Genomic DNA, 13,964 nt, shown 5'->3' with positions numbered 1-13,964 from the left:
CCTTGCTACTCTCTTTTCATACGCGGCGCGCTGTCTATCAGCTGACGTGTATAGGCATGTTGTGGCTTCGCAAAAAGGTCCTCGGCGGTCGCTTCCTCGACGATTTCCCCATAATACATGACGGCAACGCGGTCGCTGATGGCTTCCACCACCGCAAGATCATGGCTGATGAAGAGATAGGACAGGCCGAACTGCTGTTTAAGCTCATCGAGCAGCAGCAGCACCTGCGCCTGAACGGAGACATCAAGCGCACTTACCGGCTCATCCAGCACGATGATTTCGGCATTTGCCGCAAGTGTGCGGGCAATGGCGATACGCTGGGCCTGCCCGCCTGAAAACTCATGCGGGTAGCGCAGAAGAGTATCTTTTGGCATCTGCACGGCATCGAGCAGTTCTTCCATACGCTTTTGGCGCTTTTGACTATCAAGTTCACCGAGCAGCTTCAGGGGTGTTTCCAGTATCTGCCGGATGGTCTTGCGCGGATTGAGCGACGCCACGGGGTCCTGAAACACATACTGGATCACTTTGCCAAAAGCTCGCGGACCAGAGCGGCGAAGTGCGCTGGCATCCTGTCCGGCGATTTTCATCGTGCCCTCGCTTGGCTCTGTCAACCCCACCAGCATTCGCGCCAGAGTGCTTTTTCCCGAGCCGCTTTCGCCTACGATTGCCAATGTTTCGCCGCGCGCGAGATTGAGCGACACAGACTTGACCGCTTCAACAGCATGGCGCTGTTTGCCGAAGAATGTGCGTCCGCCACCAAAGGTTTTGCTCAGATTCTGGACACTGATTGCAGCCTGACTCATGTGGCGGCCTCCGTCTTTTTGCGGCTGAACAGCTTTGCCACGCGCTCATAGAAGTCCTTGCCGTGGCCAAGTTCCGGCACGCAGGCAATCAGCCGCTTGGTATAACTGTGTTGCGGATTGGCGAGCACCTCTCTGGCGGTCCCTGTCTCGACGATCACCCCGTCTTTCATGACGGCAACGCGATCGCAGATTTCGGAAACGACGCCAAAGTCATGAGTGATAAACAAAAGCGCCATGCCGCGTTCGCGCTGCAGATCGCGTAAAAGCTCAAGAATGCGCGCCTGTACGGTCACATCAAGTGCGGTGGTCGGCTCATCGGCGATGATGATGTCGGGATCATTTGCAAGTGCCATGGCTATGCCGACACGCTGACGCTGACCGCCGGAAAGTTGGTGCGGGTAATGATCTGCACGCTCTTTTGCTTCCGGAATACCCACTTTCTCCAGCAAGGCGATAGCTTCTGCCCGGCGTTCGGATGCGCTGATCGATTTATGCGCAGCGATTGCCTCCTCGACCTGTTTGCCGATTGAATACATCGGGTGCAGCGTGGTCAACGGATCTTGAAAGACATAGGCGACCTTGCTGCCGCGCGTGGCGGTCAGTTCGGTTTCGCTCATGTCGAGTACGTCTTTGCCGTCAAGATAGATGGCACCGTTGCGGATCAATCCAGGCGGTGAGGCCACAAGCCCCATGATGGAAAGTGCGGTGACGCTTTTGCCTGAGCCGCTTTCGCCAATCAGGCCAAGACATTCACCGCGATTAAGATGCAGGGAAACACTGTTGACCGCAGGCGTGTAGTTGCCATTGTTGACGAAGCCTGTTTCGAGCTTTTCGACCGCGAGGGCTGCATCCAACATCCTCGTCTTGGGCGCGGTTCTGTTCTTGGCGATTGCCGTTACCGAGCCGGGGCGGGCAAGGGCACCGGAGCGCAAACGGGGATCAAGCACATCGCGGATTCCGTCGCCCAGTACATTGAGGCTGATGACAATCAGAAAGATCATCAGGCCCGGCACGATGGAAACATGCGGTGCCGTGAACATCTGCGCACGGCCTTCACCAAGCATCGAGCCAAGATCAGCCTGCGGCGGCTGCGCACCAAGACCCAGAAAGCTGAGGCCTGCCGTTTCAAGGATCATCCAGCCTGCCGTGGTTGACATGGTGATGACGATGACCGGCAACACATTGGGCAACACTTCGGTAAGCAGGATTGAAATGTGCCCTTTGCCGGAAAGCCGGGCAGCATCCACAAACTCGCGATTGGCAAGGCCGAGTGCTGTGCCGCGCACATTACGTGCAAAGAACGGGATATTGACCACGGCAATTGCATAAAGCGCATTCATCAATCCCGGTCCCAGCGCTGCAACGATAGCAAGTGCCAGCAGGATATAGGGGAAGGCCATCAGCATATCGATGCCGCGCATCATAAGGTTGTCGGTGCGCCCGCCTGCATAGCCTGCGACTATGCCGATAGCCGAGCCGATCACGGCGGCAATCAGCGTGGCTGCAAAGCCTACCGCGACCGAGACGCGTGCGCCCCAGAGAAGGCGGCTCAGAATATCGCGTCCAAGCTGGTCTGTGCCCAGCAGATGACCTGCAGAAAAGACCGGTTGCAGCCGGTTTGCGGGTGCTGTCGCATCCGGGTTGGGTAATGGCAGGATTGGCACGAGTATTATCAGCACGCAGATGAGCGCGAGCAGAAAAAAGCCAAAAGCTGCCAGACGGTTGCTCATCAGCAGACGCCATGACGACAGGCGTGCAGGAGCGGCTGGGGTGTAGGTTTCCGAAAGGGCGCTCATGTGCGTATCCTCGGATCAAGCATGGTCTGAAGGACATCGGCGAGCAGATTGAACAGCACATAGCTGGCTGCCACGATCAGCACGCCGCCCTGCACAAGCAGGATGTCGCGGGTCGAAATTGCCTTCACAAGCATCGCGCCGATACCGGGCCATTGAAACACGGTCTCGATATAGACCGCACCGCCCAGCACGAAGCCTGCCTGAATGCCGATAACGGGAATGACACTGACAAGGGCTGCACGAAAGGCGTGGCCGTAAATCACGCGACGCTCATCGAGCCCTTTCGCGCGTGCGGTGCGGATATAATCCTGACGCAGCACTTCAAGCATTGCGCCGCGCGTCAGCCGGGCAATCACACCGGCAGCAACTACCGCAAGCGTCGATGCTGGCAGGATCAGATGCCAGATCAGGTCCTTGAGATCGCCGCCGCCATAGACTGCATACATGCCTGATGCTGGAAGGATGCGCCAATGCACTGCGAAGAGATAGATCAGCAGAAGGCCAAGCCAGAATGACGGGATCGAAATGCCTGCCAGAACGATGAAGGTGATGGTGCGATCTGCCCAGCCAAACTGACGAACGGCTGAGACAATGCCTGCGAAAAGTCCGAAGATCGAACAAAGTACGAGAGCAACACCTGCCAGAATGAGCGTTGCCTGAAAGCGTTCCAGCACCTCATCGAGAACAGGACGATTGAGCACGAAGGAGCGACCGAAATCACCGTGCAACAGATTGCCGATCCAGATGAAATATTGCTGGACCAGTGGCTTGTCGAGGCCGAGATCACGATTGATACGCTCGACATTTTCCGGCGTTGCATAAGAGCCGAGCAGGGCTGTGGCGGTATCGCCGGGAATTGATGCCATCACCAGAAAGACGATGATGGACAGCCCGAAAAGTACGGGAACGACTGCGATGAGCCGCTTGAAGATATAGGCTGGCATTGGCCCTCCTCCGCTTCATCTGGGGCGCATTTGGTGCAAAACCGGGTTTCGCTTCTGCTTAAAATGCGCAAGTAAAATTGCGCCAGCGGCCCTAGAGCGCCGTGCGTCCAATTGGACGCACAAAGGACGCTCTAAATTATTGAATCTACGCATCGTGCTTTCCAAAAATCGAATACGATTTTTGGGCCGATGCTGTAACCTCTGGCGCAAAGCTTCATTGTTTGGTCACATCTTTGAGATGCAGCAGGAATGACGGCTGGAGCTTGAAGCCCTGAACTGCAGCTGTTGTGACAGCATTCTGTTTCCAGTTGGCAACAAAGAGCCATGGCGCATCGTCGTGCACGATAGACTGGATCTCGCCGTAGAGCTTGCCGCGCTCTGCCTGATCGGTCGATGTGCGGGCCTTGGTCAGCAATTCATCGACTTTCGGATTGGAATAATAGCCCGAGTTAAAGCCGCCTTTGTCCGGCAGGGCTTCGGTGCGAAGCGTGAGAAATGGAACCGTGTCTGGATCATTGGTCATCCACGCCATTTCAGCCATGTCTGCTTTGCCATCGAGGCCGGAATTCACGCGACCAAGAAAGGTGTTCCACTCGTAGGTTTCAATCTTCACCTTGAAGCCGACGGCCTGAAGATCAGCCTGAATAGCTGCGCCCATATTGATCGGGTCAAGCATCCCCGAGCCACCTTCTGTCACATAGAAAGTGAGTTCAGGATTGGTAGCGCCTGTTTCTTTTAACAGCGCCTTGGCTTTTTCCGGATCGTAAGGATAAGGCTCGGTTTTATCATCAACCCAGTTGAATGCAGGTGGCACGGGACCGGCCGCGACAGTTGCAGAACCTTGCAGGACATTATCGACCAGACCCTGTTTGTTGACTGCATAATTTGCAGCCTGACGAACTTTCTTGTCGGCGAACGGTCCGCTTTTGGTGTTGAGAATGCTGAACCAGACATGCGGCCCCGCCTGTTCTGCGACAGCGAAATTTGCATCCTGCTTGAAGGTTGCGAGATTATCCGGCGGCACCTCGACCATGATATCGATGCCACCTGCCATCATTTCAGCAACGCGGGTATTGGCGTCGGTGATGGGACGGAAAACAATCGCGTTCAAGGTCGGAGCCTTATCCCAGTAGTCAGGATTACGCTCGACCACCACGCGCTGGCCAGACTGCCATTCGGCAAATTTGAATGGGCCGGTGCCCGACGGATGGCGACCAAATTCAGTGCCATATTGTTCGACCGCGGCTGGCGAAACGATCAGGCCGGTCGGATAGGCGAGGTTTGACAGGAAGGGCGCGAACGGCTCTTTCAGCTTGAACTCGACTGTGTTTGCATCGACCGCATTGACGCTTTCAATGGATTCAAAGTTGAAGGAGAGGGGGAACGGGCCGGTATTGTAGAACGGATGATCCTTGTTCAGCATCCGCTCGAAGTTGAATTTGACCGCTTCCGCGTTGAAATCCGAACCGTCATGGAATTTCACGCCCTGTCTCAGCTTGAATGTATAGGTTTTGCCATCGTCTGAAATGGTCCAGCTTTCAGCAAGCGCCGGCTCGATTTCCAGAGTGCCATCCTTATAGCGGACCAGACCGTCATAGATGTTCACAAGGATGCGGAAATCATTGGTTGCCGTGACCGTGTGTGGGTCAAGCGATTGCGGTTCAGCAATCTGCCCGACGATCAGAACATCGGGCGGTGTCTGCGCGCCAGCGTGAAATGTCGCTGAAGCCAGAACCAGAGTGGCCGCTGTCAAAACGGCGCGAAATAACCTCTTCATCAGCGGTTCCTTTCGTTTGGCCATATCTGCCTGCAAATCTGTCAGGATATAATTTATAGGGAGGAAATGACGTATATCAACAAATTATCATAATTAATTTGCGTGGCCGCGCCCGCTTTACGCTTTTGGGGACGCGCTCAAAAAAAGGCGGGATGATCCCGCCTTCAAATTCTCTGTCCTGTTTTCAGCTATTCCGTCGGGCTGTCTTCAGGCCTCAGGTCCTGCTCGGCCGTAGTCGATGTCTGATGCGTGAAGCCCTTAAGACCCTTGGTGGTTTCCTCGGCATCGCGCTTGATCTCAACCTCGCTCATTGCATAGTGAACAGTGAGCTTTGCAATCGATGTGAGTGCGCTCAAATGAATGCGCTCATAACCGTGCGAGGCATCGACACCGAAGGTCAGAAGCGCGGTGCGAACATCGTGGCCGGCCTCTACCGCAGATGCCGCGTCGGAGCGATAATAGCGGAAAACGTCCTTCTGCACCGGGATATCGTGCTCGCCGCAAAGCTCGTAAAGCTTCTTCGTCAGATGATAATCGAAAGGTCCGGTCTGGTCGGCCATGGCGAGTGTTACGCCAAACTCAGACGAATTCTGACCCGGAGCTGTGGTGCCATTATCAATGGCGACCAGAGAAGCAATATCCGGCACAACGGCTGCAGAAGCGCCGACGCCGACTTCTTCGCCGATGGTGAATATCCAGTACGTATCGACCGGCGTTTCGACATCGAGCCGCTGCATGGCTTCGAGCGATGCCAGCATGATCGCAACGCCCGCCTTGTCATCAAGATGGCGCGAGACGATGAAGCCATTATCGATGAATTCCGGCATGGGATCGACGGCGACAATGTCGCCAACATCAATGCCGAGCTCAATGAGGTCTTCCTTGTTGCGGGCAAGCGCATCGACGCGCAACTCGATATAGGTCCAGCCAACGGGAAGCGTATCCACTTCTTCATTGAAGGTGTGGCCCGACGCTTTTAGCGGCAGGATCGAGCCGCGATAGGTACCTTTGGAAGAGAAGATCGAAACGCGCGCACCTTCTGCAAAGCGTGCCGACCAGTTGCCGATTGAAACAAGCTCAAGCCGCCCGTTGGATTTGAGATATTTGACCTGTGCGCCGAGCGTATCAACATGGGAGACGATACCGCGCGCGGGCTTTCTCGATTTGCCGCTGCGGCGTGCGCGGATCGCCCCGCGTCGCGTCAGGATGACTTCAAGGCCGAGGCGCTCCAGTTCGCGTGCAACGAAATGCACCGCCTCATCTGTGAAGCCGGTTGGACTTGGGATTGCCAGGAGCGCGCCCAGTTTTTCGAGGAGATAATTTTGATCAATCGCAATATTTGTCATGGTCAGGTAATCTACGGCCCCGATAATCAACGTCAACCTTGCGGGTAGATTTAAAGTTAAATCCCGATGGGAACTGAGTTCTGCAACGTCTACGCGTGAGCTTTTTCTAAAGTTTATTTTAAGGATGGTCTAATTTCGCGATAATTTCAGCATGTTAAGCATTGGCTTCCAGCCTTGAGTTGTGTAATTTCGCGCAAACAACGGGGGCGTTGATTTGCTGCTTGGGGACATTCATCCTGATGATAAAGCTGCGTACCAACGGGGATCGGTGGTTTGTTGCGCTCGTCGCTTGTTTAGGCATCGCCATAACAATTCTTTTAGGGCAGCTGGAACTGGTTCGGCTCGCTTACATTCGCCTTAACGAATACAGGGACAATCTCTTGTCCCATTCGGTAAATGTCACACAATCTGGCAGAAATACGCTTGCAGTGGTGAATAGCTCCATGCAGGAATTCTGCTCGGATGAAAATCTGACCGAGCTGCGACTGCTGGCATATAAGGCGCATTATCTGCGCGATATTGGCCGCGTTTTAAACAATCGCATTGTTTGTACTGCTTTATGGGGGCGTCTGTCTCCGCCTGCCGATCTGCCGAAATGGGATCGTGAGGTGGATGGCGGGCATCGATTATGGGCAAATGCCGAAAAGATCGGAAAACACCAGACAAAGGTGGAAATGATCATGCACGGCTCGGCGATTGTTTTTACATCGCCCGTTGCTTTTGCCTTGTACGAACGTGCGGAACCTAACCTCAGCGCGCAGGTCGTTAGCCGCGACAGCAAATATATTTACCGAGCGTTTGGCGATACGAGAAAGATAGCGGAACGGCCGCCCGAAAAGCTGCCATGGTATGATCTGCGCACGCATCGGCTGGTTTCGCAATGTGCCGATGGCATCGATGTCTGTGTGACGGCATCCATGACCAATGTCAGCATTTTCCAGCAATCGCCGGGCGTATTGATGGCACTCGCAGTCTTCGGTGCATTGGCCGGTGGCGGACTGGGAGCCGCAGGGGTTCAATGGCGTAGGGGCCATGCATCGCTCGCACAGCAGATCAAACGTTCCATTGCGGAAGGCCGCGTCGATGTCGTCTTTCAGCCATTGGTGCGGTTGCGTGACGGACAAGTGATTGGAGCGGAAGTGCTTGCTCGTCTGTCAGACGAAGATGGTGTGCCGATTCCTCCGGATGTATTCATTCCGATTGCGGAGCAGCAGGGCGATATCAAGAATATTACGCGGATTGTCGTGCGCAAAGCGCTTGATCAAATGAACATGCGCTTACATGCAAATGAAGATCTTTATCTTAGCCTCAATCTTTCGGTCGATGATGTTATTGATCCGAAAACGCTGGTCTTTCTGGACCAGGAGGTCAAGCGCCATGGACTTTCTTCGCTCAGAGTTGTGCTTGAGATCACGGAGCGCTCGACAGCTAATCATGAACGCCTGATTGAAGCGATGAAATCCTTTCGCACGAGGGGCTATGAATTTTTCATCGATGATTTCGGCACTGGCTATTCCAATCTCGCCTATCTCGCAAAACTGCCGATCAGCGGGATCAAGATAGATCGCATGTTCACGCAAGCGATCGGAACCGAGGCTGTCAGCGCCGAAATTGTCGAGAACATTTGCAATATCGCACGGCGGCTCGAGTTGAAGCTGGTGGTTGAAGGCGTGGAGACGCAAGAACAGGCGGATTATGTGCGGGCTTTACATCCGGATGCCATAGGACAAGGTTGGCTGTTTGGCCGTCCTGTTCCCGCCGCTATTTTCGATCATGGCAGCAATGCAATAATAAGTTGACTCTTACAGTCATATATTACAGTAAATGCTAACTCTGCCGCTATAGGCGGGTCAGAGGATTGTGTATCCGGTCTGGAGAGGATCGGTGCGATGGCATTTAGCTATTCCGAATGAGCTTCGTTTGATGTGGAATCTGCAACGCCTTTTCCAGAACCATGCGCGGGAGCTGCATCGCTTTTTCCGGCGCAGAGGGCACAATGCAGAGACGGCAGCCGATCTGACACAAGATACGTTTGTGCGGGTGATGTCGGCAACACCATCAGGCAATGAGCATAATCCGCGCGCCTATCTGCATCAGGTAGCACGCAATCTGTCCATTGATCTCTACCGGCGCGAGCGCATCGTTGAATATGTCGATATGCCTGACGAAGAATGGCGCCGCGTTGCCGATACGACGCCTACGCCAGAAACTATCGTCTATGACCGGCAGCGCCTCTTGATTATTGAAAAGGCGCTGCTTGAGTTGCCTGAACAAACACGCCGTGCGTTTGAACTGCATCGTCTCGATGAAAAGACGATTGCTGAAGTAGCCAGCGAACTGGGGCTTTCCGTCTCGCGAACATGGACATTGATCAAGCGTGGTTACGTGCATCTGAGAGCGTGTTTGAATGAAGATGCGGCTGGCAGTCTTTAAAAGAGAAAATTCCCTCCCTTCATTCGTTATATTCAGTAGGACATAATTTGAGAGAAGCAGTTCGGCGGTGAGAAACGGCTGAATTAAAGGGGCTGACGCTGCATGGATGACGAATTATCGAAAAGCGAAAAGCTGTTCGAAGAAGCATTGGATATTGTCATCCGCATTCAGGATGATCCGGATAATCCTGTGGCCCAAGAGCTGGTCAACCGCTGGCGTGCGCGTGGACCGGAACACGAAACCGCCTGGCGTGAGGCGATGGAAATCTATGGCATGACGGGTAAAGTCATGCATGATCAGCGCCGTGCGGCAGCTCCTAAAATATCCCGCCGTTCGATCCTCACGGGCGGAGCAGCTGGGCTTTCCGTTGTTGCAGTCGGGGCACTGTTTGGGCCACAGCTGATGTTGCAGGCGCAAGCGGATTACATGACCGCTTCCGCTCAGTTGCAGGATGTACCGCTGCCGGATGGCAGTCGTGCGATGCTTGGTCCTGATAGTGCGATCCAACTGCGATTTAGCCCGAATGAGCGCCGCGTCGAGCTTCTTGCTGGAATGGCATTTTTCGATGTGAAGCCCGATCCCGTACGTCCATTTCGTGTGCAGACCGGAAAGCTTACCGCGACCGCACTCGGTACTGCTTTCGATGTGAGCAATGACGCGGGTTATCTCTCGGTTTCGGTGGATCATGGTTTGGTCGCCGTCAGGCCGACCGGTGCGAACGATACTGTAACACCACTTGGGCAGGGCGACTGGCTGTCGTTCAATGAGCAAAGCCACGACTTCGAGCGTGGTAATCGTGACGTTTCCCAAATTGCAGCCTGGCGGCAGGGAATGCTGGTGGCCGAGCGCGATACGATTGCGTCAGTTGTCGCGCGCATTGCACGCTGGCAATCAGGCCGGGTGCTGCTGGCTCAATCGAGCTTCGGCACACAACGCATTAGTGGTGTGTTTGATCTCAACCAACCGATTGCCGCGCTGGAAGCAGTGGTTGAACCTTATGGCGGAAAAGTTCGGCAGATATCGCCTTGGCTGACGGTCATTTCGTCAATCTGATATTTTTTTGATGCAAGGGGAGAAAATCCCGAAGCCCCGCTCGTTGTAAGCATCAGGGTCGGACGTTAGCTGCTGCCATACAACCGCCTTTTCACCAAAAGATGGAGTGGTTGGACAATGGGGCGTCGGGTTAATAAAAGTGTTGTGCAGCGCTTGGGGACGAAAGTTCTGACAGCAGCACTTCTGGGTTCTACATGCGTTTATGCCTTGTCCCTTTCGACAGCTTTTCAAGCGCAAGCGCAGACTGCGCGACAGGTTTCTTTCAATATTCCCGCAGGCTCGCTGTCTTCAGCACTCGCCAATTTCGGTCGGCAGGCTGGAATGCAGGTGACCTATCAGCCGCAGATTGCTTCCGCTAAACAGGCTCCCGCCGTTTCGGGCATGATGACACCACAAGATGCACTTTCGCGTCTGCTTGCGGGATCTGGTATTTCCCATCGTTTCACGGGTAGCAACACTGTCGCATTGGCCGCACAATCGGCAGCTGCACAGGCACCATTGGCCGCTGACGGCACCACACTGCTTGATACGATTACCGTCACCGGCGGTGCGGGCGTGGTGGGGGCAGAAGCACCTTATCAAACGGCAGCGCCGACCAATTATATCTCGTCCGAAACCATTGAGCGTTTCCGCGGCTCAAGCCCTGCCGATATTTTCCGCGGTACGCCGGGGGTGATGTCGGGTGAAGCGCGTAACGGTGCGGGCTCGGTCGATGTTAATATTCGCGGTATGCAGGGCATGGGGCGTGTTGCAACCACGATTGATGGCGCTGAAAACAGCGTGACCGTTTATCAGGGCTATCAAGGCCTTTCCAATCGTACTTACATTGATCCCGATCTGATTGCGGGCATTGATATCAACAAAGGCTCGGACGCATCCTCGCGTGGTATCGCGGGCAACGTCGCCATTCGAACACTCGATGCCGATGATATCGTCAAGGAAGGCGATAACTGGGGTATGCGTGTGAAAGGTGAATATGGCTCGAATTCCTCATCACCGCATGCGGGCGCCAAGGGAGGATATGCATGGCCCTATTCGCCGAGTGATGTCCCGGAAGTCGTCGGGTCGCCCGACGGTATGAACCGTCCTTCTTTCCTTACACCGACCAATGGCTCTGCCAGTATTGTCGCTGCGATCAAGGAAGAGAATTACGATTTCTTTGCGGGCTATGCTTATCGTAAGCGTGGCAATTATCATGCAGGCAAGCATGGCCCATCAGCCGATCCGGTGAATATCGGCCCTGCAAGGACCTGCAATACATCGGGTTCCTGGTGTCAGAACTGGCCTGAATATATCGAAAACGGCGGCCTTACGAATTATCGTGCTGGCGAAGAAGTCCTCAATACGCAGCTTGAGACCAAATCCTTCCTGACAAAAGCGACGCTGCGCTTTGATGGCGGTCATACGCTGAAGCTGGGCTATACTGGTTTTCGTGGGGAGGCTGGCGATCTTCTTGCATCCCGTTTCACAGGGGACAGAAATCAACCTGTTCAGCAGGAGCTGACATCTGGTTCCAAGCTCGATACCGGCACCCTGCGCTATTATTGGAACCCGGATGACAACGAACTCATTGATCTGAAAGCGAATCTTTGGGTCACAAAACTGGAACTGCGTAATCCACGTCGCGGCAACATGATACCGACATCGGAATCTCTCGGCCTTTCGCCGAATTTCCGCACTGGATCGAATACGATCATGTGGGGCGGGGATGTTGCCAATACGTCCAAGTTTTCGTTTGGCGACTATGGCGATCTCGACCTGAATTATGGTGTGTCTTATCTCAGGGAAGATACGCGTCCGAGTGCTTATACTAACGAACTTGAGGGCTGGCTAAACCTGCGTGACGCTTATCGTGACGAACTTGGCGTCTTCACCAAAGCGGCCTACAAGCCAGTCGACTGGCTGACATTGAATGCTGGCCTGCGTTATTCGCATTACTGGTCACATGACCGCCGCACTGAGGCCAACTCTGCTGTACAGCTAAACCCGGAACCGAACCGCGATTCAGGCGGTTTCAGTCCATCGGTCGGTGTGACGGTCGAACCTTTCGATGGCAGCCAGCTTTATGTCAATTATTCCAACGCGCTACGCTATCCGAGCCTGTTTGAATCGGTTTCAGCCTTCACTGTCATTCCCAATGCCGGATTGCAGCCAGAGCGTTCCAGTAACTGGGAAGTTGGGGCGAACTTCACGCGAGATGGTCTGTTGAATGATGATGATCGCGGCATGGTCAAGTTTGGCTACTTTAACTGGGACGTTAAAGATTATGTTGCGCGTGCATTCCGCGATTTCTACGATGACAGCGGAAAATTTGTTTACAGCGGTATGCAGGTCTACAACATTGATCGCGCACGCTTTTCAGGTCTTGAATTCTCAAGTCGTTACGAGGCGGGCGGGTTTACGGCCGATTTCTCGGCAAATTATTATCTTGATGTAGAATTCTGCCGCACCTCTGACACCTGTGGAGCCAAGTCGCTTTATGGTGACTATGCGACCAACCAGGTGCCTCCGAAATACAGCGTGGATCTGACGCTCTCGCAGAAGATGCTTGAAGACAGGCTGACGCTTGGCGGGCGTGTTTCTTATGTCGGTCCGCGTGCGATTGGTCATGGCGATGTTACAGCGGTGGGTGCTGGTGAGTTTATTTCGCTGACACGCTGGAAGCCCTATACGCTCATCGATGTCTTTGCCGAATATAAGATCAATGACAGCCTGACCGCGACAGCTCGTATCGAAAATCTGACGGATCAATATTACGTCGATCCGCTTGGCTTGGTGAACCAGCCTGGTCCGGGCCGGACGTTCTATGCGGGCCTTACCAGCAATTTCGGCGGCGATCAGCGCCTGCCGCAACTCTCGCCATTCTCCCGGTCACAGGGTGGGGCACCGGGAATCGACTGGACCGGCTTCTACGGCGGTGTTCATGCCGGTATGACTTCCGGGCGCACTTGGGGCAACACGACTGCGCTTGATGGCGCGGTTGATCCGATATCGGCGAGTGAATCTGCGGATCGTGGATTTGGCAATTCGGCCCTGTTCGGCGTGCAGGCGGGCTATAACCACCAGTTTAGCAACCGCGTCGTACTTGGTATCGAGGCCGATGTCAGCAAAACGCGTTTGAAGGGCGCGCAGGCGGCCTTCATGCAGGAAGACTGGATTGCTGCTGAAAAGGACATTGCCGGTATTCAGGCAGACACGCATTACGACATTGATTGGACGGGGTCCATTCGCGGTCGCCTTGGTTATGCGCTGGATAATCGCTGGCTTGTCTATGGAACGGCGGGTGTTGCCTTCGCGCATGAGAAGCAGACCCGCGACCAGTACCGCTATTCTGAAGATATCATGGGCAAGGCAAGCTCAAGCTTGTTCTTCGTCGATCAGTTGTCGGGAATGCGAACGGGCGTCACGGTTGGTGGCGGTGTTGAATATGCAATCAACGATCGCTGGTCGGTCATGGCCGATTACACCTACAGCCGCTTTGGCAACCGCAGCTTCAGCTTTGAAAATGCCCGTGCCGGAACAGGGGGCAACTACACGACCAGAGAGCAGACAGGTGTAGAAATTACACCGCCCGATCCATTCTTCTGTGAGATTCTGGGAGGATCGTTCTGCAATCCACGCGAGAAGCCAATCTATAAATATACCGACCACACTGGCAGCTCGAATATCGCCAATGGCCGCAAAGCTTCCAATTCACTGGATACACACACCGTGAAACTTGGCCTCAATTTCCACTTTTAATTGGGGTTAGGTGCGACATTTTGGCCAAGGTGAAGTTTTTTTGCCTTGGCGTTGCAAAAAATAGCGTCCTC

Annotated in this window: 9 protein-coding genes; 4 read left to right on the top strand and 5 right to left on the bottom strand. The window is 54.3% G+C overall.

Going from position 1 to position 13,964, the window contains the following annotated elements; translation table 11 throughout:
• Positions 1-5: 5 nt before the first annotated feature.
• The 5 genes from RT142_RS11875 to RT142_RS11855 all read right to left on the bottom strand — a co-directional run bounded on the left by RT142_RS11875 (position 6) and on the right by RT142_RS11855 (position 6,666).
• Positions 6-803: an ATP-binding cassette domain-containing protein gene (locus RT142_RS11875; protein WP_313028748.1), complete on the bottom strand. Its 798-nt coding sequence runs from the start codon at positions 801-803 to the stop codon at positions 6-8.
• Positions 800-2,599 (bottom strand): dipeptide/oligopeptide/nickel ABC transporter permease/ATP-binding protein, encoded by a 1,800-nt coding sequence (locus tag RT142_RS11870; RefSeq protein WP_313028746.1) that lies wholly within the window; start codon positions 2,597-2,599, stop codon positions 800-802. Before RT142_RS11870 ends, RT142_RS11875 begins: the two co-directional genes overlap by 4 nt.
• A complete protein-coding gene (locus RT142_RS11865) occupies positions 2,596-3,543 on the bottom strand; it encodes an ABC transporter permease (RefSeq protein WP_313028745.1) in 948 nt (315 codons plus the stop codon). The genes RT142_RS11870 and RT142_RS11865 overlap by 4 nt, the downstream gene beginning before the upstream one ends.
• Before the next feature lie 214 nt (positions 3,544-3,757).
• On the bottom strand, positions 3,758-5,320 hold the full coding sequence (locus RT142_RS11860; protein ID WP_313028743.1) for an ABC transporter substrate-binding protein: 1,563 nt from the start codon (positions 5,318-5,320) through the stop codon (positions 3,758-3,760).
• A 188-nt stretch (positions 5,321-5,508) separates the two neighbouring features.
• Entirely contained in the window at positions 5,509-6,666 is a 1,158-nt protein-coding gene (locus tag RT142_RS11855) for an osmoprotectant NAGGN system M42 family peptidase (RefSeq protein ID WP_079213908.1), read from the bottom strand.
• A gap of 239 nt (positions 6,667-6,905) precedes the next feature.
• On the opposite strand from RT142_RS11855, the gene RT142_RS11850 reads away from it, so the two are divergent.
• The 4 genes from RT142_RS11850 (at position 6,906) to RT142_RS11835 (ending at position 13,893) form a co-directional block, all read left to right on the top strand.
• On the top strand, positions 6,906-8,465 hold the full coding sequence (locus RT142_RS11850; RefSeq protein WP_313028741.1) for an EAL domain-containing protein: 1,560 nt from the start codon (positions 6,906-6,908) through the stop codon (positions 8,463-8,465).
• 124 nt (positions 8,466-8,589) lie between these two features.
• Complete coding sequence (locus RT142_RS11845; RefSeq protein ID WP_007877264.1) at positions 8,590-9,099, top strand: RNA polymerase sigma factor; 510 nt, start codon at positions 8,590-8,592, stop codon at positions 9,097-9,099.
• A 102-nt stretch (positions 9,100-9,201) separates the two neighbouring features.
• The gene (locus RT142_RS11840; protein ID WP_313028739.1) at positions 9,202-10,152 is read left to right on the top strand and encodes a FecR family protein; all 951 of its coding nucleotides are present in this window, start codon (positions 9,202-9,204) and stop codon (positions 10,150-10,152) included.
• Between the two features lie 117 nt (positions 10,153-10,269).
• Positions 10,270-13,893, top strand: a complete 3,624-nt coding sequence (locus tag RT142_RS11835) for a TonB-dependent receptor domain-containing protein (RefSeq protein WP_313028738.1) — start codon at positions 10,270-10,272, stop codon at positions 13,891-13,893.
• Positions 13,894-13,964 lie beyond the last annotated feature (71 nt).

The sequence above is a fragment of the Brucella sp. genome (assembly GCF_032066345.1).
GTDB lineage: Bacteria > Pseudomonadota > Alphaproteobacteria > Rhizobiales > Rhizobiaceae > Brucella > Brucella pseudogrignonensis.
This window is presented reverse-complemented; position numbering and strand designations above follow the sequence as displayed.

Coding starts and splice junctions, on each gene's coding strand:
- RT142_RS11855 (WP_079213908.1), bottom strand. CDS start 6,666: ATGACAAATATTGCGATTGATCAAAATTATCTCCTCGAAAAACTGGGC.
- RT142_RS11865 (WP_313028745.1), bottom strand. CDS start 3,543: ATGCCAGCCTATATCTTCAAGCGGCTCATCGCAGTCGTTCCCGTACTT.
- RT142_RS11860 (WP_313028743.1), bottom strand. CDS start 5,320: ATGAAGAGGTTATTTCGCGCCGTTTTGACAGCGGCCACTCTGGTTCTG.
- RT142_RS11835 (WP_313028738.1), top strand. CDS start 10,270: ATGGGGCGTCGGGTTAATAAAAGTGTTGTGCAGCGCTTGGGGACGAAA.
- RT142_RS11875 (WP_313028748.1), bottom strand. CDS start 803: ATGAGTCAGGCTGCAATCAGTGTCCAGAATCTGAGCAAAACCTTTGGT.
- RT142_RS11850 (WP_313028741.1), top strand. CDS start 6,906: ATGATAAAGCTGCGTACCAACGGGGATCGGTGGTTTGTTGCGCTCGTC.
- RT142_RS11870 (WP_313028746.1), bottom strand. CDS start 2,599: ATGAGCGCCCTTTCGGAAACCTACACCCCAGCCGCTCCTGCACGCCTG.
- RT142_RS11840 (WP_313028739.1), top strand. CDS start 9,202: ATGGATGACGAATTATCGAAAAGCGAAAAGCTGTTCGAAGAAGCATTG.
- RT142_RS11845 (WP_007877264.1), top strand. CDS start 8,590: ATGTGGAATCTGCAACGCCTTTTCCAGAACCATGCGCGGGAGCTGCAT.